General features: G+C 47.5%; 20 protein-coding genes and 2 pseudogenes. 17 read left to right on the top strand and 5 right to left on the bottom strand.

Translation table 11 applies throughout. The annotated features are described in order from the left end of the window. Nucleotides 1-25 precede the first annotated feature (25 nt). Entirely contained in the window at nt 26-1,789 is a 1,764-nt protein-coding gene (locus AMS66_RS18530) for a methyl-accepting chemotaxis protein (RefSeq protein WP_053782211.1), read from the bottom strand. A 605-nt stretch (nt 1,790-2,394) separates the two neighbouring features. Between AMS66_RS18530 and AMS66_RS32785 the strand changes: the two genes are divergently transcribed. From AMS66_RS32785 to AMS66_RS32380, 13 genes are all read left to right on the top strand, one after another. Beyond that, nucleotides 2,395-2,538 carry a hypothetical protein gene (locus AMS66_RS32785; RefSeq protein WP_160319708.1) on the top strand — a complete coding sequence of 48 codons (144 nt, stop codon included), beginning with the start codon at nt 2,395-2,397 and terminating at the stop codon, nt 2,536-2,538. Nucleotides 2,539-2,809: 271 nt separating this feature from the next. Then, nucleotides 2,810-3,025, top strand: coding sequence for a hypothetical protein (locus tag AMS66_RS18520; RefSeq protein ID WP_053782209.1), 216 nt, complete (start codon nt 2,810-2,812; stop codon nt 3,023-3,025). After that, nucleotides 3,022-3,732: a metallophosphoesterase family protein gene (locus AMS66_RS18515; RefSeq protein ID WP_053782208.1), complete on the top strand. Its 711-nt coding sequence runs from the start codon at nt 3,022-3,024 to the stop codon at nt 3,730-3,732. The genes AMS66_RS18520 and AMS66_RS18515 overlap by 4 nt, the downstream gene beginning before the upstream one ends. A gap of 282 nt (nt 3,733-4,014) precedes the next feature. Continuing rightward, entirely contained in the window at nt 4,015-5,196 is a 1,182-nt protein-coding gene (locus tag AMS66_RS18510; protein WP_053782207.1) for a polysaccharide lyase 6 family protein, read from the top strand. Between the two features lie 21 nt (nt 5,197-5,217). Further along, complete coding sequence (locus tag AMS66_RS18505) at nt 5,218-7,572, top strand: AraC family transcriptional regulator (RefSeq protein ID WP_053782206.1); 2,355 nt, start codon at nt 5,218-5,220, stop codon at nt 7,570-7,572. 174 nt (nt 7,573-7,746) lie between these two features. Continuing rightward, on the top strand, nt 7,747-9,417 hold the full coding sequence (locus tag AMS66_RS18500) for a type 2 periplasmic-binding domain-containing protein (protein WP_053782205.1): 1,671 nt from the start codon (nt 7,747-7,749) through the stop codon (nt 9,415-9,417). Between the two features lie 174 nt (nt 9,418-9,591). Then, nucleotides 9,592-10,473 carry an ABC transporter permease gene (locus tag AMS66_RS18495; RefSeq protein WP_236703504.1) on the top strand — a complete coding sequence of 294 codons (882 nt, stop codon included), beginning with the start codon at nt 9,592-9,594 and terminating at the stop codon, nt 10,471-10,473. A gap of 12 nt (nt 10,474-10,485) precedes the next feature. Further along, entirely contained in the window at nt 10,486-11,361 is an 876-nt protein-coding gene (locus AMS66_RS18490; RefSeq protein WP_053782204.1) for a carbohydrate ABC transporter permease, read from the top strand. A 21-nt stretch (nt 11,362-11,382) separates the two neighbouring features. Next, nucleotides 11,383-12,513 carry a glycoside hydrolase family 88 protein gene (locus tag AMS66_RS18485; RefSeq protein ID WP_053782203.1) on the top strand — a complete coding sequence of 377 codons (1,131 nt, stop codon included), beginning with the start codon at nt 11,383-11,385 and terminating at the stop codon, nt 12,511-12,513. Nucleotides 12,514-12,655: 142 nt separating this feature from the next. Further along, nucleotides 12,656-14,950 carry a chondroitinase-B domain-containing protein gene (locus AMS66_RS18480; protein WP_053782202.1) on the top strand — a complete coding sequence of 765 codons (2,295 nt, stop codon included), beginning with the start codon at nt 12,656-12,658 and terminating at the stop codon, nt 14,948-14,950. A gap of 225 nt (nt 14,951-15,175) precedes the next feature. Then, a complete protein-coding gene (locus AMS66_RS33890) occupies nt 15,176-15,406 on the top strand; it encodes a hypothetical protein (protein WP_236703501.1) in 231 nt (76 codons plus the stop codon). 94 nt (nt 15,407-15,500) lie between these two features. Then, the gene (locus AMS66_RS33885; RefSeq protein ID WP_236703500.1) at nt 15,501-16,127 is read left to right on the top strand and encodes a glycoside hydrolase family protein; all 627 of its coding nucleotides are present in this window, start codon (nt 15,501-15,503) and stop codon (nt 16,125-16,127) included. Between the two features lie 19 nt (nt 16,128-16,146). Further along, complete coding sequence (locus AMS66_RS32380) at nt 16,147-16,296, top strand: hypothetical protein (protein WP_201782195.1); 150 nt, start codon at nt 16,147-16,149, stop codon at nt 16,294-16,296. 647 nt (nt 16,297-16,943) lie between these two features. Here the strand turns inward: AMS66_RS32380 and AMS66_RS18470 are convergent. The 3 genes from AMS66_RS18470 to AMS66_RS18460 are packed head-to-tail and all read right to left on the bottom strand — an operon-like array spanning nt 16,944 to nt 20,231. Further along, nucleotides 16,944-18,425, bottom strand: a complete 1,482-nt coding sequence (locus tag AMS66_RS18470) for a serine hydrolase domain-containing protein (protein WP_053782201.1) — start codon at nt 18,423-18,425, stop codon at nt 16,944-16,946. A 52-nt stretch (nt 18,426-18,477) separates the two neighbouring features. Then, the gene (locus AMS66_RS18465; protein WP_053782200.1) at nt 18,478-19,572 is read right to left on the bottom strand and encodes a HAMP domain-containing sensor histidine kinase; all 1,095 of its coding nucleotides are present in this window, start codon (nt 19,570-19,572) and stop codon (nt 18,478-18,480) included. Beyond that, nucleotides 19,557-20,231 carry a response regulator transcription factor gene (locus AMS66_RS18460; protein WP_053782199.1) on the bottom strand — a complete coding sequence of 225 codons (675 nt, stop codon included), beginning with the start codon at nt 20,229-20,231 and terminating at the stop codon, nt 19,557-19,559. Before AMS66_RS18460 ends, AMS66_RS18465 begins: the two co-directional genes overlap by 16 nt. Nucleotides 20,232-21,265: 1,034 nt before the next feature. On the opposite strand from AMS66_RS18460, the pseudogene AMS66_RS34730 reads away from it, so the two are divergent. Further along, nucleotides 21,266-21,322 (top strand): annotated as a pseudogene (locus AMS66_RS34730) (IS200/IS605 family transposase); the annotation flags it as partial. Between the two features lie 87 nt (nt 21,323-21,409). Here AMS66_RS34730 and AMS66_RS18455 read toward each other — a convergent pair. After that, nucleotides 21,410-22,168, bottom strand: a complete 759-nt coding sequence (locus AMS66_RS18455; protein ID WP_053782198.1) for an SDR family oxidoreductase — start codon at nt 22,166-22,168, stop codon at nt 21,410-21,412. Between the two features lie 186 nt (nt 22,169-22,354). Here AMS66_RS18455 and AMS66_RS18450 point away from each other — a divergent pair, with 186 nt between their 5' ends. The 3 genes and pseudogenes from AMS66_RS18450 to AMS66_RS18440 form a co-directional block, all read left to right on the top strand. Next, on the top strand, nt 22,355-22,996 hold the full coding sequence (locus tag AMS66_RS18450; protein ID WP_053782197.1) for a TetR/AcrR family transcriptional regulator: 642 nt from the start codon (nt 22,355-22,357) through the stop codon (nt 22,994-22,996). Between the two features lie 404 nt (nt 22,997-23,400). Then, a pseudogene (locus AMS66_RS34565) lies at nt 23,401-23,984 on the top strand (dihydrofolate reductase family protein). A 550-nt stretch (nt 23,985-24,534) separates the two neighbouring features. Next, the coding region (locus AMS66_RS18440) for an ATP-binding cassette domain-containing protein (protein ID WP_144424536.1) at nt 24,535-25,208 on the top strand (674 nt) is incomplete at its 3' end.

The raw sequence follows: 25,208 nt of genomic DNA, 5'->3' as shown, positions 1-25,208 counted from the left end.
TACCGTCTGTACGGGGTCTTCATTATTATGAATCTGATTTAAGGACTTCGATCTGAAATTGATCGGAATATGATTTGAGGTTCCCTGCAAGGCTGGCGAGCTGCCCGGAGATGTTCGACAGTTCGTTGGCCGACCGTTGCTGCTCCACAGCACTTGCCGTCACTTCTTCGGCCATGGCTGAAGTTTCCTCGGTTGCGGAAGCAATATAGCTCAAATGCTGTTCCACTTCCTGACGAATAGAGTGCATATCCACCGTCCGGCTTTCCAAACGTTGAGCCAGCTCCTGCACCTCGGTCGATAGGCGGCTAACCTGTCTGAACGTCTGAAGGCAATCAGCGATCTGTTCTTCCTGTTCCTTGACCGCCACCATATTCGCATCAAAATGACTGCCCATACGATGTATCTCTTGAACAAATGAACTCAGGATCTCATCAATCTCCTGGATCGAACGTTCGGATTGCTGAGCGAGCTGTCCCATTTCACCAGCAACGACCGCAAAGCCTCTACCCGCTTCGCCAGCGCGGGCAGCCTCGATTGAAGCATTCAGCGAAAGAATTTGAGTTTGTTTTAAAATGTTGTGTATTTGTCCGCTAATGGAGGAAGCGAGTTCCGATTGAGTCGTCAGTGAACTGGAGATTTCCTGCTGATGCTCAACACGCTTCGCATTCTCTCGGCTCTTTTCAAGCAGAATCTCATGTTCACGTGTAACTTGTACTTGCACGGCAGATAACTGCTCTGAAGTATGGGTAAACTGTTGCACATATGAACCTACTTCATCCATTATTTTGCCGAGATTCTCTGAGTGCTGGACAGAGTGTTCTGTCTCTTCGGCCTGTTTCACGGAGCCTATAGCAATTTCTTCGATCGCTTTGGAAAGTTCTTCGGTCTGACGTTGGTTCGTTTGAGCCGTTTCCGCAATATTTTTTGAGGACTGCTGCAACGTATTGGATCCTTGCTGTATTCCCATCAAAATGTTCGTCAATTGGGCAACCATGACATTAATCAAATCACTGATATCACCGAGCTGATCATTTGTCATATGTGTGGATACGACTTTGAGATTCCCATCAGCAACCTGTTCGAGGCTTGACTTAATATCGCGTACTTGTCTGAGAATGCCCCTTACTACGAATAGCATCATGACCAAAGATAGAATCAGTACAACCACAAAAATCGGGATAATGGTCCGATAAGCATTATTCAGGGATGTCGCGGAGACTTGATTCACTGCTCCAGCAGAAATATCAATGCCCAGATAGCCAATAACAGTACCTTGCGAATCCTTGATTGGTGTAAAGGAGGACAATAGCTGTCCCCAGGTCGGATCGTCTACAATGCCTGTTGTGACGACTTCACCTCTTAACAAGCGTTCCTGAATCTGGGGGTTGAATTCCATTGCAGTCCCGTAAGGGCTATATTCCGTATCGTCCCAATCCGCTCCATCCACAGTGTAGATCCACCCGTCCGAAGTTTTGTTATACATATAAACATATAAGGCTCCCGATTGAAGCCTAACTTTAACGAGTTCGTCTCTAAGACTTTTGTATTCGTTGCTCTCCTCCGAAGCAGTAGAGGATAATGTCTTGATTAATTCCGATTCCTGGCCTAGTTGAGAGGCGGCATTCACTGCCAGCTGCTGATTGTTATGCTGCATGGTCATTAATGATGCATTTTCACTGGAGTCGATGGTGGTCCACATGATTAGACCGCCCATGGCCAGTAGCGGAACCAGAATGATCAAATACAGTTTGAACCTTAAATCCATCTTTTTTTTGCGAGTCTGTCTCACGTTCTGTTCCCCCTTGGAAGTAGTTAAAACAATATGGTTATTCGTATAACCCCATACTATTTATCGTAAAATTGAAGAGGGAAATGAAGACTAATCCTAGATTTATATTTACATATAGGCAGATGGACAGCATACTTTTTGTCTTGAAACATACAATTCATTTGAAATTGAAAGAATGGCTGAACTCTTGCATAAGGACATAATATTCAGGAATATTTCCAATGGACAACCACCATGGAGACCAGAGGAATACAAGCATTTAGGAAGTTGTTTCTGAAGGAAGGATATCAGATTGTATGATTGTATATGATTTGGTATCCATGGAAACCAATCATTTCTTAATACAGACTGTAAACTCTAGGATTGAAGATGGTATCTGGAATGTGATTGGAAATGGGCCAATACCCAGGTTAGTTTATGTTCAATTTAACCTTGATGGGCTTTTTTTAAAAGTAAATGTACATGAAAACTTATCAAGGAACAAGAACTTGGACTCATTCCCGACGGATAGCAGGGCAACTTGAAGGCGGTTGAATGCATCTTGACTCCCTATGAGCCAGCAGTGGATGAGGCATAAGTTATAAAAGAAAAGGAGAAAGAACTACATGTTGATCAAAAATGTTGAGGATTTTGAATTACAAGAGTTTACAACTTGCTTTAACGAAGCCCTCTCCGATAATGAAATTCCCGTTCAAGTTTCTCCGGAGTTTTTAGCTGATAAATTTGCAGTGCGGGACAATAATGGATAAAAATAATAAGCTTTGATGTCTACATGAACTTTCTTCATGGTACACGGTCGGCTACCTTGCAGCCTTCTTTTTAAGTGTCCATGACAAGGAGGCCAGATTATTTAGTTGTGGCAGCGGCTATTCCTCCAAATATACCGATCATTTGAGTGACTTTTTTAAGATTTGATGTCCGTTCCCAAAATTGTAGATAAGAAGTTGGAATAATTGAGGGCGATTTTAGCTTTTGACGATTTATCAAGGTTCCATCTTTTTATATAAAGAGGGAGGGAGAGTGGGCTCGACAAATGGGAGAACACTTAAATCCGAAATGTCGGAGTGTTTGCTGCTGTCTTCGAGAGACAGCATTCCGCATTTGCCGGGGGTGAACCGATTGAACATGGAGTTAAAAAACGAAGAGAACAGCCTGATATGCAATGTCTACACCCTGAATATAGCTGCTGCGGTACTGCTGAGAATGTTGAATCTTAGGGAGTTGAATCGATTATGAAAGCTTTAATTATTTCGGATATTCACAGCAACGTCAAAACGCTGGAATCGATCCGCAAGGCAGAATCCGACTGTGACGTGATTTATTGCGCTGGAGATCTTGTAGACTACGGTCCTTTCCCGCGGGAAGTTATCGAATGGGTGCATAAGAACGATGCGAAATGCGTTCGCGGTAACCATGACGATATTATTATCGACCTGTACCGAAACGGCAATAGCGGTCATGATGTGGCGGAGGATGAGATCAAGTGGGCGCATTACAATGCAAGGCTGCTCGGCGAAGCGGAAATTTCCTTCCTCGAAAGCACACCGGTCTACCGCACATTCAAGATGGACGGCTATAACTATACAATGCAGCATCTGTACGAAAACTATTTGACGATTGATAGCTTGCCCAAGTACGATGCTTTCTGGGCAGAACGCAACGGCAGGACAATTGGTGCCGAAGAAAATCGCCGCATTATTTTCGGACATACACATCGCAGATGCATTCATTATTTGAGTGACGACAGTTTGTGGCTGAATCCGGGAAGCGTGTCCTACCGCCGTCGCGACGATCCGTCGAAAGAAGCGCACTATTTCACGATTACCGATGGCAAAATAGCGATGAAAAGTCTTGTCTATGACCGCACGCCTTTGCTCGAAGCGGCACAAAAGTTGCTGTTGAAAGAAGAAGAGATGAAGGTTGCGTACTTCTTTTTCGGGTAAGCGGGCGGGAGAGCAGGCAACAACAATGGGGACGTATCCACGATTTGATGTCGGGATACGTCCTTTCTCATTTATTGTACACCGGCAGGTTGCGATTTACAGCTTGCAAGGCGATAATTCCCGCTCATTTTGCGCCTCAGTTTACATTTTTATGATTGCTTCATTTTTTTACACTATGGCATAGGAAACGTATCTTTCATAATAGAGGTTGTGAAGTTGCGGATATGATCTTGCAGAGGCTGCGGATCATATCCGCCTATTCTATAGGAAGCAGGTGGGAAAATGACTACTATTTATTGGGTATCGAGTAGCGACGAGTTGGCGGCAGCCATTGACCGGGCAGAACCTGGTTCTTCGATCTTGTTGGCAGACGGCGTTTACGAACGGAATGAAGACTATATTATTGAAGGCAAAGTGGGATCGGACACCGCAATATTAAGCATTCGCGCTGTAAATAAAGGAAAAGCGACGATAGCTGGAGAATCAAGTATACGCATCTTGAACTCTGCTTATGTAGAGGTATGGGGGCTGCATTTCCAGGTCGAGCAGCGCGAATCTATCATTCTGGACGGTTCGCGGCATGTGAGGATTGCGCGGAATAGATTTGAGCCGCGACAGGTTGGGGCGGAGTATAGTCTGCTGTCTGTGATGGGAAGCGGCAGCGGCTGGAACCGGATCGAACGCAACGAGTTCGGGCCAAAGGCCGACCTCGGACCGCTCGTTATTTTTGATGGCGACGGTGAACAAATCTCGCAGCATGATGTCATTGAATATAATTATTTTCATCATATAGGCCCGCGTGTCGTCAATGGGCTTGAAGCAATCCGGCTCGGCCTGTCCGGCATATCTCTCTCGAACGGCTATATTACAATTCAACACAACCTGTTTGAAAATTGCGACGGAGAGCCCGAGATTATTTCAGTAAAAAGCTGCTATAATACAGTTCGCTACAACACATTCCTTAACTCCGCCGGCCAAGTGACAGCGCGTCACGGACATGGAAATCGCTTTCATAATAATGTATTTATCGGCGATGGCGTGAAGGAAGAAATGGGCGGACTTCGCATTTACGGCAACGACCATCACATTTTTGATAATTATATGGAAAACTTGACGTTGGATGCGCTGCTCATTGACGGCGGCAACTACGATGGCGGACCGGACGGCTATCCCGAGGCGCCGACGCAGGAGGAACTGAGGAAACATTGGCGCGTCTATCGTGCCAGTGTAGTGAATAATACGATTGTCAATTGTCGTCACGGCATTACGCTCGGCAAGCGGATTACTTATGCGCCGGAGCAATGTGTAATCGCTTACAATCGAGTATGCGGCAAGGAGCAGGCGGTCATCTATGAATACCGGCCGTCTCCGGCGGTATGCATTAACAATCATAAAGCGGATGTCGTGGATATTCGTTGTCCGGCTATTCTGACAAGAATTGACGTCGGCCCCGACTCCGACTAAAGCTAACATGGAGGAGAACCTATGGCCCAAACTCGAAACCGGTGGACAATCTATCTGAAGCAGCTCCGGCATAAAAATCGCAGCGTATTCCTGACCTGGATGCTTTCCTACGTCTCGGTGCTGCTCGTGCCCATTCTGATCAGCGGCGTTATATACGGCGCGACGCTGAACGTTGTAAAGGCTGAAATTAACCGTGCCAACCAATCTATTCTTCTTCAGATGGAGCAAGCCATAGATAGCCAGTTCAAAGGAATCGAGAATCTAAGCCTCGAGGTGAGCCTCAACAGGCGAATCGCAGCATTTATTTCGGCCGATACCGATATGTCTGATTCGGACCACTATGATATATACCAAATCGCTAATGATTTGCGCGTATATGAAATCGCTAACGATTTTCTTGAAGGCATTTATATTTACTACAAAAATAGCGATACGGTCATCGCCCGCAACAACCGTATGAACATCGAAGCGTTATACGACCATATTCGCCTTGAAGAGCATATGCCGTTCCAGTCGTTTCGAGAATATTTTGACCAATGGTACATTAAAGGCTACCACTCCGTTGTTGTGCCTGAAGAGAATGAGTGGCGGCCTACGGTCATGTATGCCCAAAATGTGAACTCAATAATCATGAATCAACCTGGAGCTGTCTTGCTGTTCATGATTGACCGCAGCAAGCTGCTGGAGCAAGCTTCGGCGCCTGAGAAAGGTACGATCTTTATTCTGGATGAAGACAACCGATTCATTGCATCTACGGGCGAGTCGCTGTCGGAACCTGCTCTACTATATGGCGATATGCCGGGAGAATCGGGACAACTTGAGATCGAGACTGCCGGTCGCCGGCTTGTTGCATCCTACACAACCTCATCCATTACGGGATGGAAATATGTGATGACGCTGCCGGCGAACGTATATCACCAGAAGATGAACGTGGTAGAGCAATTGACGATCGCCAGCATCTTGCTTTGCCTTATTGTTGGCGGTGGCGTGACGTATTGGCTCCTCAAGCGGAACTACCTGCCGATCCATGCGCTGATCCAGAGCTTGTCGTTCAAGGCGGGCTTTACCTTTGATCGCGGCTCCAATGAATACTCCTTTCTGGAGCAGGCGCTGAGCAGCACCTTCCATGAGAAGGAGGAGCTTCATTACAAGCTGAATCAGCATAACAATACACTCAGATCGCACTTTTTGCAGCGGCTGCTGAAGGGGCAACTCGACAGCCATATCCCATTGCACGAATCGTTCTCAGCCTATGATCTACGTTTCCCGCTGAGCGGATTTTCTGTTATTTTGCTGCGCATCGAGCATTTCGGCAAGTTCCATCGGAAGGATGAGGATCAGGTCCATAACAAGCGGTTGCTGCACTTCCTGATCGCCAACGTGGTCGAGGAGGTCGCGCGAAAGTCAGTAAACGCCTATGCGGTAGAGCTGGACCAGGAGTTGCTCGCCTGCATCGTCAACCATAAGCTTACATCGCCGGCGGAGCAGCGGGGGGAGCTGGGGCACATCGCGGAAGAAACGATGTCTTTCATCTCCAATCATGCCCATGTTCAGTTGACCGCTGCCATCAGCGCGCAACAGGAGGGCGAATATGGCATCTTCCAGGCGTTCCAGGAAGCGATCGAGGCGATGGAATACCGTATCATTGCAGGCAGCGGGGGTATTATTCATTATGGGGACCTGGGCGGCAACGACAACCTAGGGGCAGCTCCAGGTGGTTATTTTTATCCGCTCAAGGCCGAGCAGCAATTGATCGTTATGGTTCGCGAAGGGCAGCTCGATAAGGCGAAAGCGTTCGTTGGGGAGATCATTCAGAAAAATGTGACGGCGGAGCCGTTTCCTTTTCATACAGCCAAATGTCTCATGTTCGATCTAATGGCTACGCTGCAAAAAGTAATCGGCGAAATCCGCATCACGGGCAAGCCGGATATGCCTGACGGAGTGCGCGCCATCGAACGCCTGATGCAATGCAAGACGGTAGGGGAGATGCGCAGCCAGCTTTACGATATGCTAGAGCTTCTGTGCGGCTATGTTAATAATAACCGCGAATACTGCAGCAATCCGCTAATCGATAAGGTCATGAAATATGTCAACGAGTATTACCAGGACGAGAACCTGAACATTTCGATGATCGGGGAAGCCTTCTCCATGACGCCGTCGTATGTTTCCAAACTGTTCAAGGATCTTGCCGGCGAATCTCTGCTCGATTATATTAACAAGACGCGGCTGGTGCAGGCCAAAATGCTGCTTACCGGCGGGAAATATACGGTCAGCGAAATATCGCTGATGGTTGGTTACAACGATGTGAATACCTTCCACCGCATATTCAAAAAATTTGAAGGGATAACGCCCGGGCGCTACAGGGAAGTCAAGTAGCTCTCGGGCTTTCTTTTTGAAGAAAAAGTGGCAAACATGCGGTTTTGTTACCCTCTTTTTTGAGAAATTGCAGTATATTTTAGGTTTTAACGATAGCTTGTAGCAGCGGATTAACGTTATGTTGAAAGCGTATTCAAACCAACTTATTCGAGACGAAACGAACGGAGGGGAACAATGGCGAAAAATCGCAACGGCAAGACTCGTAAAAGACTCCGGCTCACACTGGGGATCGTAATGGTACTTTCATTGTTGTTAACCGCATGCTCCAGTAATGGGGGCTCTGGAAACAAGGATAAGACAGAGCCGACTCAAAGCGCCGTCAGCAATAAGGGCGGCGATGGCGTAAGCAAAGGCAACGAGGGGTCGGATAAGCCGGTGTATCCGCTGGATACAAAAGATACTTTCTCGTACTGGGCTCCAATCAACGGAAACCTGATTACATTTACAACAAATCTGGCGGAAGCGCCGGTCGGGAAGGCAATTGCAGAAGCTACCGGCGTGAAAGTGAACTACATCCACCCGACCGACGGTCAAGCTGAAGAGCAGTTTAATTTGTTGCTGGCTTCCAGTAAGCTGCCGGATGTGCTGGAGTACGACTGGAGTATTTATCCGGGTGGACCGGAGAAGGCGATTTCAGACGGGGTTATCGTACCGCTAAACGATTTGATCGACCAATATGCGCCTAACCTGAAGAAGATGCTGGAAGCTAATCCCGAGCTCGATAAAATGGTGAAAACCGACAGTGGCCAATATTACGTCTTCCCAATGGTGCGCAACGCGGAAGGATTAGTCTTCCGCGGACCAATGCTGCGCAAAGATTGGTTGGATGAGCTAGGGCTGCAATTGCCTGTAACGGTAGACGATTGGCATAAGGTTCTGACTGCGTTCAAAGAGAAAAAAGGTGCCGTAGCACCGCTGACGGCGCTATACGCGAACAAAATGAATTTGCAGGAGGCGTTCTTCGGCGCATACAAAACGTCGCAGGGCTTCTATATTGACGACCAAGGCAAAGTGAAATACGGCCCGTTAGATCCGCAATATAAGGATGTTATGACGTTGTTCCGCCAGTGGTATTCCGAAGGGCTGATTGATAAAGACTTCCCGATCGTCGAGCGCAACACGCTGGATAAGCGGCTTCTGAACGGCGAGTCCGGCGCGACTGTTTTCCTGCTGGGCGGCGGCATGGGCAAATGGCTGGAGTCCGGCAAAGCCCAAAATCCGGCTTTTGATCTCGTAGCGGCTCCTTATCCGGTATTGAAAGCAGGAGAAAAACCGTTCACTGGACAGCGCGATTTCAAATATAACCCGAAAGCAAGCGCGGCCGTGACGACATCGGCGAAAGACCTGGAAACGATCGTAAAATGGCTGGACTTCGCATTTAGCGAGCAAGGAACCATGATGTACAACTTCGGCGTTGAAGGCGAAAGCTACACGATGGACAACGGCGTTCCGAAATTTACCGATATGATCGTAAAAAACGAGAAGTACACTTCACAACAGATGTTGGCGCAGTATACGGTTCCGAACGGTCCATTTCCGATGCATGAGCAAAAAACGACCAACACGTTCCCGCAACAGGACGAGGCGGTCCAGATTTGGTCGGAGACCGATGCGGCGAAACATATTTTGCCCGCGTTTATTACGCCTACTGTAGATGAGAGCAAGAAGGTAGCGCAGACGATGACGGCAATCAACACGTATTTGGAAGAAATGTTCATCAAATTTGTAATGGGCAACGAGCCGCTCGACAAGTTCGACAGCTTTGTGAAGCAGCTGGAAGATATGGGGATTCGCGATGTAATCGACATCTATCAAGGCGCCTTGGAACGCTACAACAACAGATAACTCCATGTAGTGTCCCACGGCTGGCTGCAGGCTGCCGTGGGGGCAAGGGAATGGTACAGATCCCCTGCCGATGATGCTGGATGTGGATAGGAGGAGTAGGAGATGGCTCAGTTGAAGCTGGGACGCAGCAAAGTAACGCATGTCGGTCGTCTGCCGCTTAATATCGCGAAAGACATGGTTAAGAACAAGTATTTGTACATGATGCTTACTCCTGTTTTGTTATATTTCATTATTTTTCATTATTTCCCGATGTACGGTTCGATTATTGCGTTCAAGGATTTTAACCCCCGGCTTGGAATTGGGGGCAGCGCGTGGGTAGGACTGGAGCATTTCAAAGACTTTTTTGGCGGGATGTATTTTTGGCGGGTGCTTAAAAACACTCTGATGATTAGCTTGTACGATCTCATTTTCGGTTTTCCCGCTCCGCTTATTCTCGCCTTGTTGCTTAATGAGGTAAAAAATACGCTGTTCAAGCGTTCGGTTCAGACGATTACTTATTTGCCGCATTTTATTTCGCTTGTCATTATTTGCGGTATGATCAAGGATTTTACGAGCAGTGATGGCGTCATCAACGATATTATCGCATTTTTCGGCGGTGAGCGGGTTACGATGCTGCTGGAGCCGTCTTTTTTCCGGACAATCTTCGTTTCATCGAATATATGGCAGCATATAGGCTGGGGTACAATTATTTATTTGGCCGCGCTGTCTGCGATCGATCTCGAGCAATATGAAGCTTGCAAGATCGACGGGGGTGGACGTTGGAAGCAGATGCTTCATGTTACTCTACCCGGTCTACTCCCCGTTTTCGTTATATTGCTCATCCTGGACATTGGCCGAATTATGAGCGTTGGCTTCGAGAAAGTTATTCTGTTGTACAACCCGACCACTTATGTGACAGCGGATGTCATTTCCTCGTATGTGTACCGGATCGGGCTTCAAGATTTTCAATTCAGTTTCAGCTCCGCTGTCGGATTGTTCAACTCCGTGATTAACTTCACGCTTGTTATTGGCTCCAACTGGATAAGCCGGAAGTTGAACAATACGGGTTTGTGGTAGAGGAGGGTTCGCATGCGAGTAAGCTTGGGTGAACATATATTCCGGGTTTGCAATACGCTGTTTTTGTCCGCGCTCATGATTGTAACAATGTATCCAATTTTATACGTGGCATTTGCTTCATTCAGCGAACCAGCGCTGATGATGGCGCATAAGGGTATTCTTTGGAAGCCGCTGGGCTTCTCGCTTGAAACATATGGGGCGGTATTCAGCAACCCGATGATCCTGCTCGGCTACCGCAACACGTTATTTATTGTCATTGTAGGCGTGGCTCTCAATTTGCTGCTTACTTCCTTTGCCGCATACGCCCTGTCCAGAAAAACGTTGCAATATCGCAAGCAGCTTACATTGTTTATCGTGTTTACCATGTTTTTCAGCGGTGGATTAATTCCGTTCTACTTGCTGGTCAGAGGGCTGGGCATTACGGACACGCTGTGGGCGCTGATCCTGCCTACCGCAATAAGCGCATTTAATTTCATTATCATGCGAACATCGTTCGAGGCAGTGCCAGATGCGCTGGAAGAGTCGGCCAAGATCGACGGCGCCAACGACTTTGGCATTCTGTTCCGGATCTTCCTGCCACTATGCAAGCCTGCGCTTGCAGTGGTAGGCCTGTATTATGGAGTAAGCCACTGGAACTCCTGGTTTAACGCCATGATCTTCCTTCAAGATCGGTCCCTGTATCCGTTGCAATTGATCCTGCGAGAAATATTGATTATTGGCGATGCAAACTCCATGGCGGAAGGAGCCTCCCAGGATGAGATCATCATATTGGGCGAGACATTGAAATACGCCACGATTATGGTAGCGACCCTTCCGATTTTTCTGGTCTATCCGCTATTGCAAAAATATTTCGTGAAAGGCGCCTTGATCGGTGCCATTAAAGGTTAGGAGAAGAGGTGGAATTCAGAGATGAACAATGAAAATGTGAAACTGAAACCATCCGAGCTGACGGCTTGGTGGGATAGAGTGAAGATTAAAGTTGATCATATGATCGAAGCGGACTGGACAGAAGCGCCGCATGTTTCGGCGGCGGGCAAATATGACCAGATCAAAGTGGATCAGTGGATTTCGGGCTTCTGGCCGGGCATTCTGTGGATTCTGTACGATATGACCGGCGAGCAACGTTATCGGGAGGAGGCGGAGCCTTGGGACGAACGCATGGAGCAATGTTACTTGCGGGACAACCATTTCCACCACGATGTCGGCTTTCAGTTCCTGCCGACATCAGTTATCCGCTACAAGCTGACCGGCGACCCGGACGCTCGGCGGCGCGGGCTGTTCGCCGCCAACTATCTGGCGGGCAGGTACAACCCGGCAGGACAGTTCATTCGAGCCTGGCCCCGCAACCAGACGGGCTGGTCAATCATCGATTCGATGATGAATTTGCCACTTCTGTTCTGGGCGAGTGAAGAAAGCGACGATCCGCGCTTCAAGCATATTGCGGTCGCCCACGCAGATATGGTGCTTCGCTCATTCATCCGAGGCGACGGCTCAGTGCATCATATCGTTATCTTCGATCCGGAGACGGGCGAAGTGGAGCGTTATGACGGCGGACAAGGCTTCGGGCCGCAATCGTCCTGGTCGCGGGGCCAAGCTTGGGCGCTCTACGGGATGAGCTGCGCTTACCGCTATACGGGAGAAGCGCGTTACTTGAATGCGGCGAAGGGGGTGGCGCATTATTTCATCAGCGCGTTGGCGGAAGACGACGTGCCGCATTGGGATTTCCGTGCGGCGACCGACTTGACGGACGAGCCGCGCGACACCTCCGCGGCGAGCTGCGCAGCATCTGGCTTGATCGATATCGCGTCGCAGGTGGCTCCTGAGGAAGCCGCTATATATCAGCGCGCGGCCACGCGCATTCTTCGCTCGCTGTCGAACAACTACAGTGCGCTCGACAAGCCGGAGTATGAAGGCATCCTGCTCGGCGCAACCGGTCATAAGCCAGTCAATACCAACATCAACGTATCGCTGATTTACGGCGATTACTATTATATTGAAGCTTTGGCGAAGAGCAAAGGCTGGAGCCAGCATGTTTTTTAAGCGGGATCAAAGGCCGTAATCACGAAGCCGCGAGGATAGGAAGCTCCTCCCAACTTCCGTATTCTTGAGAGAAAGTGCCGGACGGAACGAAGGGAATGATTCAATAACCATCATTTCATAATGGAAAGGATGAAAATGAATTATGGGAACCAAAAGTATGACGTGCATTATTTTGTTATGTATGTTGGTTGCGTTAATGCCTGGAGTAGTGGGGGCGGCCGATGCGAAGTTCACAATTGGCAGCTCCGACGTGACGGCGAGCGGACATGACGGCAACGTTCCGGCCAACACTGTGGACGGCGATTTCGTCACACGTTGGTCGGCAAATGGCGACGGGCAATGGATTCAGTACGATTTGGGCGTAAACCGGAAAGTGTCTTCCATCAAAATTGCATTTCTGAATGGGGCAAGCCGCACCTCTACTTTTGATATTTTGACGTCTACGGACGGTTCCACCTTTACGACCGTCAGCAGCGGAGTTGTGAGCAGCCTTGTGGAAGGTCTGCAAACGTTCGATTTTCCGGATGTCGATTCTACTCGCTATGTGAGGATCGTTGGGCACGGCAATTCCACCAACCTGTGGAACAGCTATTCTGAAGTTGAACTCTACGGCACCGCGAGCGGATCTCCGCCAGGCGCAAGCAAGTTGGCGATTACCGTGCCACAACTTATGGCCAGTGGAGATGACGGCAATATCGTCGCGTATACAATCGACGGCGATCTTAACACGCGCTGGTCAGCGAGTGGCGAGGGGGAGTGGGTCCAATACGACCTTGGATCGAGCAAGCGGGTGGAATACGTGAAGATCGCCTTCACCAACGGGGCGGAGCGAACTTTCGCTTTTGATATCCAGACTTCATATGATGGCTACAACTTCAGTACAGTACTTTCGGGAGCGGTCAGCAGTCTGAGCAACAGCTTGCAGACGTTTGATTTTGCCGATGCTGCCCCCGTACGCTACGTTCGTATTGTTGGGCACGGCAACTCGGTGAACGCCTGGAACAGCTTTGCCGAGGTCGAAATTTATGGTAGCGATTCAAGCGGCAGCGGTAGCGAAGGGACGGTCGTCGAAGTTAGCACTTCCACGCAGTTGGCTGCCGAGCTTGCAACCGCTACGGCGGGCAAAACGATTGTGTTGGCAAACGGCACGTATTCGCGTACAACCCCGTTTGCTGTTCAGAACAAAAACGGCACTGCCAACGCGCCAATCGTCATTAAAGCGAAAAACCGCGGTCAGGCTATCATCTCGGGAGCGTCAGGCTTCCGCGTCGAGAACTCCTCGCATGTGGTGCTGGACGGATTAAAGTTTACGAACACAAGCAATGGCGCAGTGGTGTTGGAAGGTTCGCACCATGTGCGACTGACCCGTAATACGTTTGCGCTTCCAAGCTCGGGGAGCGGCCTGATGTGGCTGCAAGTGCGGGGCACGAACAGCCATCATAACCGCATCGACCGGAACGACTTCGGACTGAAGAGCGACACCGAACCGCTGATCGCTTACGAAGGACAGAACGGCTCAGGGCAAATTTCGCAATATGATATTATCGAATACAACTATTTCCATGATGTAGGCCCATGGGTAGCTAACGGCAAAGAGACAATTCGTCTCGGCTTGTCGGGTCTTACGCTCTCCCAGGGCTATAATACGATACAATACAATGTATTTCAGAATTGCGATGGAGAGCCGGAAATCATATCGGTCAAGAGCAGCAGCAATTCGGTGCGCTTTAATACATTCCGCACATCCAAGGGCAGCCTGACGCTGCGGCATGGCCATAACAACAGTGTATATGGAAACTTTTTCCTCGGGGACGGCGTGGAGTCGGATCAGGAAGGTATCCGGATGTTCGGCAATGACCATAAGATTTATAACAACTACTTTGAGAATTTGACTGGAGAAGCAATCTACTTGCCTAACGGCGACTTCGACGGCGGTACTGGAGGCTCCCCTCCAAGTCCGACGGTCGAAGAATTGCGCAAACAATGGAAAGTTTACCGGGCGCTTATCGTCAACAATACGATTGTAAACAGCAAAACCGGTATCGTCATCGGCTCGGGCAAAGCGTATGCTCCGCAGGATTCCGTCGTGGCGAACAATATCGTATACAACAGCACCGGTACGCTTTATTACGAGGCGGCGACAACGAATACGCTGTTCCAAGGCAACATCGGGTTTGGCAGCACTATTAGCAACATATCGCGCAGCTCGGAGCAGATCCGAAATATCAATCCGCTGCTGATTACGGTGAGCGGTATTCAGAAACTGTCCGCGAGCAGCCCGGCAATTGATGCAGCTATGGGGACATACGCGTTCGTGCTGGATGATATAGACGGTCAAATGCGGGCGACAGCAGATGTGGGGGCGGACGAATATTCCGGCGCGCCTCTACTGAATCGCCCGCTAGCGGCCGACGATGTGGGGCTGAATACACATTAGAATCGATATATGTGCAAGCATGCCGGCGCTTGGTTCGCCGGCATGACTATGTCGATCCATTGATGTATGGAGCAGTCCTGTTATTCACTTCATTTGGAAGGATGGGAGACCATGTTTCACAGCAATGATGGAGCAGCGGGAAAAAACGAGGTGACTGTACATGCATACTAGCACAATGTTGCCGGCTCCGCGTGGCGGCGGCTTTCGTATGGAAGGTTATTGGGTATGGTGCGGTTCCGTCGTGCAGGGCGAGGACGGCAAATTCCATATGTTTGCCTCGCGCTGGCCGAAGACACTGCCGATGCATCCAGGCTGGATGACGGCTTCAGAGATTGTCAGGGCAGACTCGGATACCCCCGAGGGACCGTACCGATTCTGCGAGGTGGCGCTTCCGGCGAGGGGAGCGGAATATTGGGACGGACGCTGCACGCACAACCCCCATATCGTCAAGCATAACAACAAATATTTGCTTTATTATACGGGTTCGACCCATCCGCTAAGCGATCCAGAGCCGCCCGGGAATTTCGGGTTAACCGATCCTCAATGCATCGTGGCGCGGGCGAACAAACGGGTAGGTCTGGCTATAGCGGACAGCGTTTTGGGCCCGTGGCGCAGAGCGGACGAACCGATATTGCCCACGCGTCCCGGCCGATTCGATAGCTTTCTGACCTCCAATCCTGCTCCGTGTGTCCGGGAGGACGGTTCCGTGCTGCTGATCTACAAGGCACGTCACTACGAAGGCAACCTGCATGGCGGCATGACAATTGGCGTTGCGTATGCGGATCACTATGAGGGGCAGTACCGGGTGCTGAGTGACGAGCCGGTGTTTCCTCCAGAGTCGTTCCATATTGAAGACCCTTTCATCTGGCAAACAAACGAAGGATACCATTTGATTGCCAAAGATATGGAAGGGCATCTATGCGGAGAAAAATACGGCGGCATCTACGCCGAGTCGCCGGACGGGCTGAAATGGAGCTTGCATGGGCAGCCGCAAGGCTATTCCCGGACGGTACGCTATGATGACGGCACGGTACAGACGCTGGGCAATCTGGAGCGGCCGTTCCTGTTGTTCCAGAACGGCAAGCCGACTCATTTGTTCGCGGCCGTCTCGGACGGCAGTGATGGTTTTAAGGACGCTTCCGATACGTGGAACATGGTTATACCTTTGAAGCAATGATTCACAGGGGGACTTTACGATGAGCAACTACGTGGCGTCAAGCGAGCGCTATGCGACGATGACGTATAACCGCTGTGGCAGAAGTGGACTGAAGCTGCCGGCGATTTCACTGGGGCTGTGGCAAATGATGAACCGGCTCGTGGACAAGGGCAATACAGTCATCGTTTAAACCTAGCCACCTTGCGTACTAAAAGCGGTTTGCTTTTTATTTCAGACAACTTATTTTTATCGAGGAAAACAGGGGCGTATAATGTGTAACATCGGTTCGAATTAGAGATCCCTGTTGATTGTCTAAGTAGGATTATTTAAACTAACTCAAGCGTCTTCAACCTATCAGGATCCGATTCAGAATGGCCAGGTATTTATGATATATGGCATGATCCCGATTAAGAACATTCAGCCATTTAAGAACCAACTTCCGGGTTGGACCAAAGGTGAAGGTGTATTGTATCAGAATTTTATGGCTATCAGCCTTTCAATGGTGAAGTGCCATTATGTACAAGATACGACCATAATCCATTAAATCGGAAGGAATATCTCTTACATGTCTTGAATTCGATGTAATTTGATAAAATTAGTAAAAAGCAGCGTACAAAAATTGTACGCTGCTTTTTCTTTGTACGCCCAGCATGGGCGTTATCTCTAAAATAAAATTCCTGAACGGGAGCGATGTGGTTACTCCAACATAAACACGATATGGGGAAGCCACGCAAACAATAATAGAATTGGAACCGGCGACAATTAATTGACCGCGACCCTTTGAAGCCGATTAAATGAAGAGCTTTTCCTACAACATGTCAAAGTTGAAACTTTCGACTAAATGTACTGAGGTAAATCCAAACGGCTGTTCTTTGTATTCTGAACATAGACGTAAAAATAGCAAGCCAAATGCACGAAATTGACAAGCGACCATACAACAAGCCATATAATTGGAGACGACAGGGTAGTCCAGATGCCGAACCTAGGCAGCACGCGGCCTCCGCCAATAAACGTCACCAATGGGGACAGAGACAAGAGAATTAGAATCGGGATCAGTCTTCCGACCGTTATTAGAATCAATTTGCTGATCGTTAGGCGGTTGTTTCTCCGACGGATGCGAAAATAGGCGTACACGCCCCATACAAGCGTAGCAAGGACCAGCGCTATCATGAATGTTTCCATATTTCGGCCGTTTAGAAAAGAGGTTTCGGGCTTCTCCCCCCTCATAATATCCGCAATTCCATCAATAAAAGCTGAGTAATTCACAAAAGCGTTTAAACCAGAATTAAACATCACCGCGATGCCCATCTGCTCGTTCAAATAATTCATTTCTTCTGACTTGTACGTCCAGAAAATGCCGCTATGGGAGATCGTTTGGCCGCTGGACCCGTCTTGGTCTGCAAGCCAGCCCATGCCGTATGGACCGATAGCTCCCGCTGCATGATACTGTTTCATCAACGCGGGGGAAACGAGGCGGCCGTGATATTGGGCAAGCATCCATAGGGACATGTCCTCCGCGGTTGAAACGATACCGGCGGGGCCTTCAATGAACCACAGCGGGTCCGCTTGACTTATGGAACGTCCCAAACTCAAGTAATGTCCTAGCGGAATAGTTTTATTCTCATAGATTTGCTGCGTCGTGCTGACACTGAAGGAATGGTTCATTCCTAGCGGTTCAAAAATATGTTTTTTCAGGTAATCCGATAAGCCCTCTCCGCTGACGCTTTCTACGAGGTTCGCCAGTAACACGTAATTGGGATTATGATAGATGTAGGCTGTTCCGGGGCTATGGGCAAGTGAAACCTCCGTTAATAACTGGTTCGCCTCATACAGAGATTGGAATTGCGGAGTCCTCGTCATATCGGGATTTATTTTATCATTGAGACCGCTGGTCTGATTTAATAAATGGCGGACCGTGATGTCATGAACGCGGGGATCCTGTGGAGAAAGCTCAGGAAAATAAGAAGAGTAAGCCGCATCCAGGTCAATTCGACCGTTCTCCGCCAGCTGTAAAACGGCCAATGCGGTAAAGGACTTGCTTAACGAAGCAATGGGAAAAGGGGTATCGCTCGTAACGCTTTGACCATCTGCGAATGTTCCGTAGCCTTTTGCGTAAAAGACCTCATCGTTTTTAGCAATTGCCAGTGACGCAGCCTTGATGTAATTAGCCTTCATGGTCCGATTCATATATTCATCGATGTCCCGCAGTACTTCTGTCCTGTCTCGGGCTTCCGTGGCGGACACGGGATTCGCCCACACGGAACATAACAATAGTAAGCAGCTGATTGCGATAAACATCCTTTTTTTCAGTTTTATCATGATAACACTCCTTTGAATTCAATATAAGGAAATGCTATCAGATAATTTTCAACTATTTATCAACTTGGGTCCTAAAACTTGCCGTCACGCTTCCGCCGCCGTAAGGTCCGTTTGCGACTTGTAGGATCCCTTCATGTTTTTCGCAAAACACCTTACAAACGTAAAGGCCTAAACCGCGATGTTCGCTCGCATCCCACACCTCGCCGCGGTAAAAAGGGAGTACAGCCTTGTAGAGGGCTTCGTCCGAGAAACCAGGACCGTCGTCTGAGATGGTAATCTTCATAGTGCCTTGCTGAATGTCATAGTGAGCGTACACTTGGCTGGCTGCGTATCTCACCCCATTGGCCACCATATTCTCGAAAATCTGCATGACGATATGGGGATCCACATGTATTACGGCATTGTCATATTCCATGGAAGAGATGAAGCGTATGCCGAACTGCCTTGCGATTTGTTCGGCGCTGTCGTTCAGCAAAGCCATTAATGAGATCGTATCCATCGACTGGTGATGCACCGGCACATCCTCCAGCCTCTGAATCGAGTTCATGGCCTCCGCATAGCTCTCCAGACGCAAGATGTGAAGGTTCATGGTATGGATCAGGTCCAGCACCTTTTCTTCCGACAACTTCTTCTCGGGTAGATAGGTCGCGAGAAGCTCTGCGTTTCCTTTCAACACCGACAGCGGTGTTCTCAGGTCATGGGCAAAAATCGCATTGAGCTGCTTCCGCTCCTCAACTGAACGCCAGAGCGTCTTTACGTTTTTCTCCAATTGTGAGCGCATGTTTTCAAATACCGCGATCAACTCGCCCATCTCGTCCCGGCTGTCATAGGAGATGCGGAAGCTTAGATCGTTGGCGGAGATGTTCTCAGATGCTCGCTTTAATAGCTCCAGCGGACGTTTTAGTTTCCATCTGTAAAATAGAACTGCCATGGTGACAATTCCAGTGGCCACGGTTAACAGCACCGCCGCGACGAGGGAGGGCAGTACCCAATCCGTTTCTCCGAAACGCAGTCGCAGGTTCTCCGCCCAGGCGAACTCCATGGTTATGACGACCAGCACGGCAATGAGCATGACCACGCACAACAGGATAAAAGATTGCAGTAAGGTAAACCGCTTTAGCAACAGCCTATTCATGAGCTTGGCCATTTATATCCGACTCCCCAAACGGTCTCGATTCGGTTAGCGCAGCTGTATTCCTTTAATTTGGAGCGAATACGCCGGATATGCTCCGCAATCACGCTACTGTCGCCTTGATTGTCCATGCCCCAAATAGTTTCGTACATGCGTTCTTTTTCAAACACCATGCCGGGATGCGTGGACAGCAATTCGATAATGTCGAACTCTTTTTTTGCCAGAGGAATTCGCCTTTCCCGGTAGTAGAGCTCCCGGGCCGTATAGTCAATGACCAAGTCTTCGTTAAACCTCACCGAGGATTTACTTTGGATTCGCTGTTCTCTGCGCATATGCGCTTCTACCCTGGCCCCCAGTTCGCGAATGCTGAAAGGTTTCAGGATATAGTCATCGCCTCCGGCCCGAAATCCGGCTATTTTATCGGCATCTTCGATTCGAGCCGTTAAAAATAAGATCGGGCAAGAGACGAAGTCTCGAATTTTCTCGCACAATTGAAGGCCGTTCTGCTCAGGCATGTTGATATCTAGCAAAACGAGATCGGGTTGTTGTTCCACTTTCCGCAGCGCTTCCCGGCTGTCCTTGGCTGTCATGACGGAATATCCGTTTATTTCAAAGTAATCGGTCAGCAACTTTCGAAGATCTGCTTCATCGTCCACGATCAGTATTTTAGGCATCAATGCTCCGTCTCCCATATCCAAATGTTTGCATTCAGCATAGCAAAAATCTTCAAGGAATGTAATCTCCATATGATTTTGGGAGCTAGACTCATGAAGTACAGAAAGTTTAACTACTTGGGGCACCAAAGATGTGTGTAGGCAAACTTCATATATCACCGTATTATACGATGTGTTTTCGAACCCCTCAAAATGCCCTCAACCCTTGTGGCAAAAGGAAGGTATGTCGTATTGGTTCGAAAACATCTTTGAACTACCTGCGGATTACGCTGTTGAAATTCACCGCGCGGCTCAGCTAACAGAATTTGCAATGAAAAGTACATATGGATGTGATGGAATTTCTACGCGGCAACATAATTAACCTGCTGGCAATCAAGATGTGTGGCATTATCATCTCCATGTTTACCCTAGATATGTGAATGATCAACTTTATCTTTCAAAGGGTTCTCAGTCCGATCCAGATGAACGCTCTTTCTATGCTGATAAGTTGTGTTCTTGGATAAAGGAAAACATTTAAGGTCTATATGGGAATTCTTGCTGATGCCGTGGTGGAACATGGAGATTCTTTTATTCGAGTGCTCCCTCCCTCAATTTCTCCAAAATTGGGAGATAGCGCATACGGGGCGTAAAGAAAAGATGGCGGAATTGGCAGATAGATATATTGCTCTTCCTGGTGACCTGGAACATTAGAAGAGTATTTTGAGATCTTTACGTGGGGTCACTTGATTTTTGCACTTCACTTATCTGAATTTAATTGAGTAGTCCATTTGAGCAGAGCAGCCAAACAATGGCTGCTTTTTCATTGCACTAACGGGAAATGATAATTCAATAAAACCAACGAAGCAGCCACCATAGTTCAAATGCACCTCTATTGTTAGTCGTGTCTAACAAATGGGGTGCAGTTCACTATGCGGGTGGAGGGATCGAAGGTTTGATCACCAAGACCATTCCGATTAGATTGAGATGTTCAGGCTCAAAGAAAGGAATGGTCTTAGATGGAAAACAAGAGCTACAGCCTAGCTCACACAAAGTAGATGTGCAAATACCACATTGTATTCACCCCGAAGTATAGAAGGAAAGAGATTTATAATCATCAACTCGAAAGGGTTAATCTGATTGCCACGCAAGTGGCAGATGAAGCAACGTAGGAACAGGTGATGAACGGTTATCACCGTAACTTAGATTTGAGAGCCGCCTCCGTCCACAGGGAACTCAGCCCCAGTGGTGTAAGTGGCGTCGAACGCAAGAAATGCGACTGCTTTGGCAACCTCGAGGGGGTCGCCTACACGCAGCATCGGATTCTCCTGGCTCATCTGCGCCTTAGTTTGTTCGGCTTCGTCCTTCGGCATCGACCTCTCCAAGATGCCTGTGTCGATGGGGCCAGGGCTGACCGCGTTGACGCGAATCTTTCGCGGCAACAGCTCGCGGGCCATACTGCGAGTCATAGAGCGCAGCGCTGCTTTACTGGCTGCGTATGCACTGATCATCGGGATCCCCAACACGTTCACGACAGAGGTGGTGAGCACCACGCCGCTTCCTTCGCTCAGCAACGGCGCGAGTTTCTGAACGGTGAAGTACGGACCCTTGGCGTTGATTGTAAGTAACTCATCGTACACTTCCTCCGTCACCGCCTCAAAAGGGGCGAAGTGCGTGACGCCAGCGTTAACGAACAGGGCATTGATCGTGCCGAACTCTGCCTTTACCCGGTTGGCCAATGCGTCGATATCCTTGAGAGACGCGGCATCGCTCAGCACTGCGATCGCGTTATTGCCAAGTTGTTCACGAGCCGAGTCGAGCGTAGCTTGAGTACGCCCGGTGATCAGAACGTGCGCACCTTCATCCGCCAGCAACTTGGCCGTTGTGAAGCCGAATCCGCTGCTGCCTCCCGTGATCACGACTTTCTTACCAACATACTTACCCTTACTGGAAGGTTCCATTTTAATCTTGTCTCCTCTGTATAAGCCGTAATTAGGATTAGTTACAGGACAGATTATACAACAAAGAGGTAAATAAATAAACTAATTTTATTAAAATAGTTAATTTAATAAAATTAATAATTATCGTTTGTGATAACAATGATTATATTATAATATTAGTGATGAGCATCAAAGGAGGCTATAAATGTGAGAAAACCTGTGAGCGCAGAACATTATATTAATAAAATCAAACCTGTAATTAGGAAAACCAGATTCAGCCAACTGAAAATAGACGATATCGCCAAACATATGGATATTAGCAAAGTGACGCTCTATAAGCATTTTTCATCGAAAGATGAAATCATCGAGCAGGTTGTAGAGTATGGAGTTAACTATTTACAGCAGGCTGATGCCGTTGTAAATGATGATTCCGTTTCTTTTATTGAGCGTTTTCAAAAAACGTTTCTACAATCATTGATATGTGTTATTTATTTCTCCGATTTGTTCCTGCAAGACCTCAAGGAATACTATCCGCAGCTTTTTGAAACTATTGCCATTGCCCAACAAAATCGAAATACAAATTTACAAATATTTTTTGAAAGCGGGATGGATAAGAAAATTTTCAATAGAATACACGCTATGCTGTCTTTGGTTCAAGATGATGCTACGCTACGGCGCATTATGGAACCGACATTTAGTATTCAGTGGTATGATCTCACCTTGAAACAAGCAGTTATGGAATTTTATAAAATGAAACGGTATCAAGTGATAAGACCTGAACATCTGGATTCTGTTGACGATTCTGATATTGAAAAAGAGATCGTTCGTATATTACAATCCATTTCATGAATATTTTTCGCACTCTCGGTTTGCTCTTATTGATGCTGGCAATTCGGGCAGGTTATTTCAATCATTTAGTGAGACAAGAACATGATCCCATTGAAGTCGCTATTTTAGCGGCTTTTTTATTTTATCGGTACAAGTTTCTTGTCCCGAGCCAAGTATAAGAACTTGAACAATTGCCGAAATGGAACAAGAACATAGTCCGATTACCGTTTAAGCATATATCTAATTGATCTTCGTCCGTTAATTCATGAAGCTAACGGGCAGTTTTATAGAATATAAAGTAAGGATTTTTTCTGGGTTAGTAAAATACTCCATTTGTGATTAGTAAATCCATAAGAAACAACCAAGCTGAAATGTTCTATAATGTAGTTAATGTAGATACCCCTATGAACAAAGGAGAACTGAAAATGAGAAAACTCGTTCTATTTTTGCATGCATCGCTTGACGGTTTTGTAGAAGGGCCGAACGGTGAAATGGACATTGGTTGGGTTTCCTACGATGCTGATTTGGAGAAACACGCGAAAGAAATTCTGAGTACTGCCGACACTGTCATTTGGGGACGTGGGACTTATCAGATGATGCATAGCTACTGGCCTACTGGCCATCTGTGCCTTCGAACCCATCAGCTTCGCAGCATGAACAGAATCATGCCGAGTGGATCGAAAAGACAGCCAAAATCGTTTTTTCCACGACGCTGGAGAATGTCGAATGGAACAATTCTAGACTGGTGAAAGAAGATGTCGAGGTAGAGATCAAGAAGCTCAAACAGCAACCAGGCAAGAATATGGTCATCCTCGGCAGTCCTAGGTTCGCACACTACCTTATGCAGCTTGATTTAATAGATGAGTATAAAATTACAGTTTCTCCCGTCCTGATCGGCAGCGGGTTGCCGTTATTCCAAGGTCTCAAGGAGAAGATCAATCTTAAACTTATCGAAAACAAGACATTTGATTCTGGAGCCATAGGCCTCGTTTACGAGACGGTTAGATGACCTTGTCTCCAAAATTAGATTACGCTAACGGGAAACTATAGCTCAATGAAGACATTTGAAGGCAGCTGACAAATGATACCTACTTGAAGCGCGCTATATTGAGTGATGTGCGTACGCGGATGAGTATACAGAACCGAATACTACAGTCATACAAGCCATGGAAAAAATGTTGAAGGATAAATACAAAGGATAACATGTCACGCAAAAAAAAGTGTATCCTCCCTATTGCGGCAGGATACACTTTTTTTGTTCATTTCCCTGGAAAATTCTCATAATAGTATGACTTTGAATAACAATGGCCTAATAAATCGGCCGCGTCATTTACAGGAATGATAAGTCGTTTTTGATGGATCTTCGTTATCGTAAGCAATGGTTGATTCTGAACATCGTCCAACAAGCTACCATTCTAAAGAAAGTACTAGAATTTCGAAGTGAGGGTAAGGGCTACAAATAGATTGAACTTGGTGCTAAACAGTGTTACTCTAAAAGTCTGTGTTTGACAATACATTTAATAATAGTCACCATTTTAGTTGTAAAGAAAGGTAACACTATGATAAAAGTTGATAACTTATCCTTCTCATTTCCGCAAAAGGAACTATATAATAACATTTCATTTACGTTTGAAGAGGCACAACATTGCGCTTTTATAGGAACAAGTGGCAGTGGGAAAAGTACACTGATAGATATACTGATGGATCCGGAAAGATATTTGTTCGATGGCAAGTTAGAGATAGATCCAACTTGCAGAATTGGGTATGTAAGTCAGTTCTCACAAGTAGACAAAACGAAAGAAATGACCGTTTTTGAATATATCGGAGAAGAATTCATCAAGATACAAGATGAAATCACAGCCATTTATGCGGAGATGGCCACCACGTCGGATATGGATTCGCTGCTGGAAAAGGTTCAATTGGCTTTGGATGCCTTCGTGGCGATGGATGGGGATAATTTCGAAAACATCATTAATAAGCAGCTAAACCTGGCCAACCTCATGAAGCTAAAAGATCTTAATATATCCGAATTAAGCGGCGGGGAATTCAAACTTATTCAAGTAATGAAGGAAATGCTTAATCGTCCAGACTTAATGATTATGGACGAACCCGATGTATTTTTAGACTTTGAAAACCTAAATGCACTTAAAAAACTTATTAATTCCCACAAGGGAATACTGCTAGTTGTTACGCACAACCGATATTTATTGAATCATTGTTTCAACAAAATTAT

It is taken from the genome of Paenibacillus xylanivorans (assembly GCF_001280595.1).
In the GTDB taxonomy this organism is placed as follows: Bacteria; Bacillota; Bacilli; order Paenibacillales; family Paenibacillaceae; genus Paenibacillus; species Paenibacillus xylanivorans.
The sequence above is the reverse complement of the archived record's forward strand: the minus strand, read 5'-3'. Positions and strand labels throughout refer to the sequence as shown.

Coding starts and splice junctions, on each gene's coding strand:
- AMS66_RS32785 (WP_160319708.1), top strand. CDS start 2,395: ATGTTGATCAAAAATGTTGAGGATTTTGAATTACAAGAGTTTACAACT.
- AMS66_RS18515 (WP_053782208.1), top strand. CDS start 3,022: ATGAAAGCTTTAATTATTTCGGATATTCACAGCAACGTCAAAACGCTG.
- AMS66_RS18510 (WP_053782207.1), top strand. CDS start 4,015: ATGACTACTATTTATTGGGTATCGAGTAGCGACGAGTTGGCGGCAGCC.
- AMS66_RS18505 (WP_053782206.1), top strand. CDS start 5,218: ATGGCCCAAACTCGAAACCGGTGGACAATCTATCTGAAGCAGCTCCGG.
- AMS66_RS18500 (WP_053782205.1), top strand. CDS start 7,747: ATGGCGAAAAATCGCAACGGCAAGACTCGTAAAAGACTCCGGCTCACA.
- AMS66_RS18495 (WP_236703504.1), top strand. CDS start 9,592: ATGGTTAAGAACAAGTATTTGTACATGATGCTTACTCCTGTTTTGTTA.
- AMS66_RS18490 (WP_053782204.1), top strand. CDS start 10,486: ATGCGAGTAAGCTTGGGTGAACATATATTCCGGGTTTGCAATACGCTG.
- AMS66_RS18485 (WP_053782203.1), top strand. CDS start 11,383: ATGAACAATGAAAATGTGAAACTGAAACCATCCGAGCTGACGGCTTGG.
- AMS66_RS18480 (WP_053782202.1), top strand. CDS start 12,656: ATGGGAACCAAAAGTATGACGTGCATTATTTTGTTATGTATGTTGGTT.
- AMS66_RS33890 (WP_236703501.1), top strand. CDS start 15,176: ATGGTGCGGTTCCGTCGTGCAGGGCGAGGACGGCAAATTCCATATGTT.
- AMS66_RS32380 (WP_201782195.1), top strand. CDS start 16,147: ATGAGCAACTACGTGGCGTCAAGCGAGCGCTATGCGACGATGACGTAT.
- AMS66_RS18470 (WP_053782201.1), bottom strand. CDS start 18,425: ATGATAAAACTGAAAAAAAGGATGTTTATCGCAATCAGCTGCTTACTA.
- AMS66_RS18465 (WP_053782200.1), bottom strand. CDS start 19,572: ATGGCCAAGCTCATGAATAGGCTGTTGCTAAAGCGGTTTACCTTACTG.
- AMS66_RS18460 (WP_053782199.1), bottom strand. CDS start 20,231: ATGCCTAAAATACTGATCGTGGACGATGAAGCAGATCTTCGAAAGTTG.
- AMS66_RS18455 (WP_053782198.1), bottom strand. CDS start 22,168: ATGGAACCTTCCAGTAAGGGTAAGTATGTTGGTAAGAAAGTCGTGATC.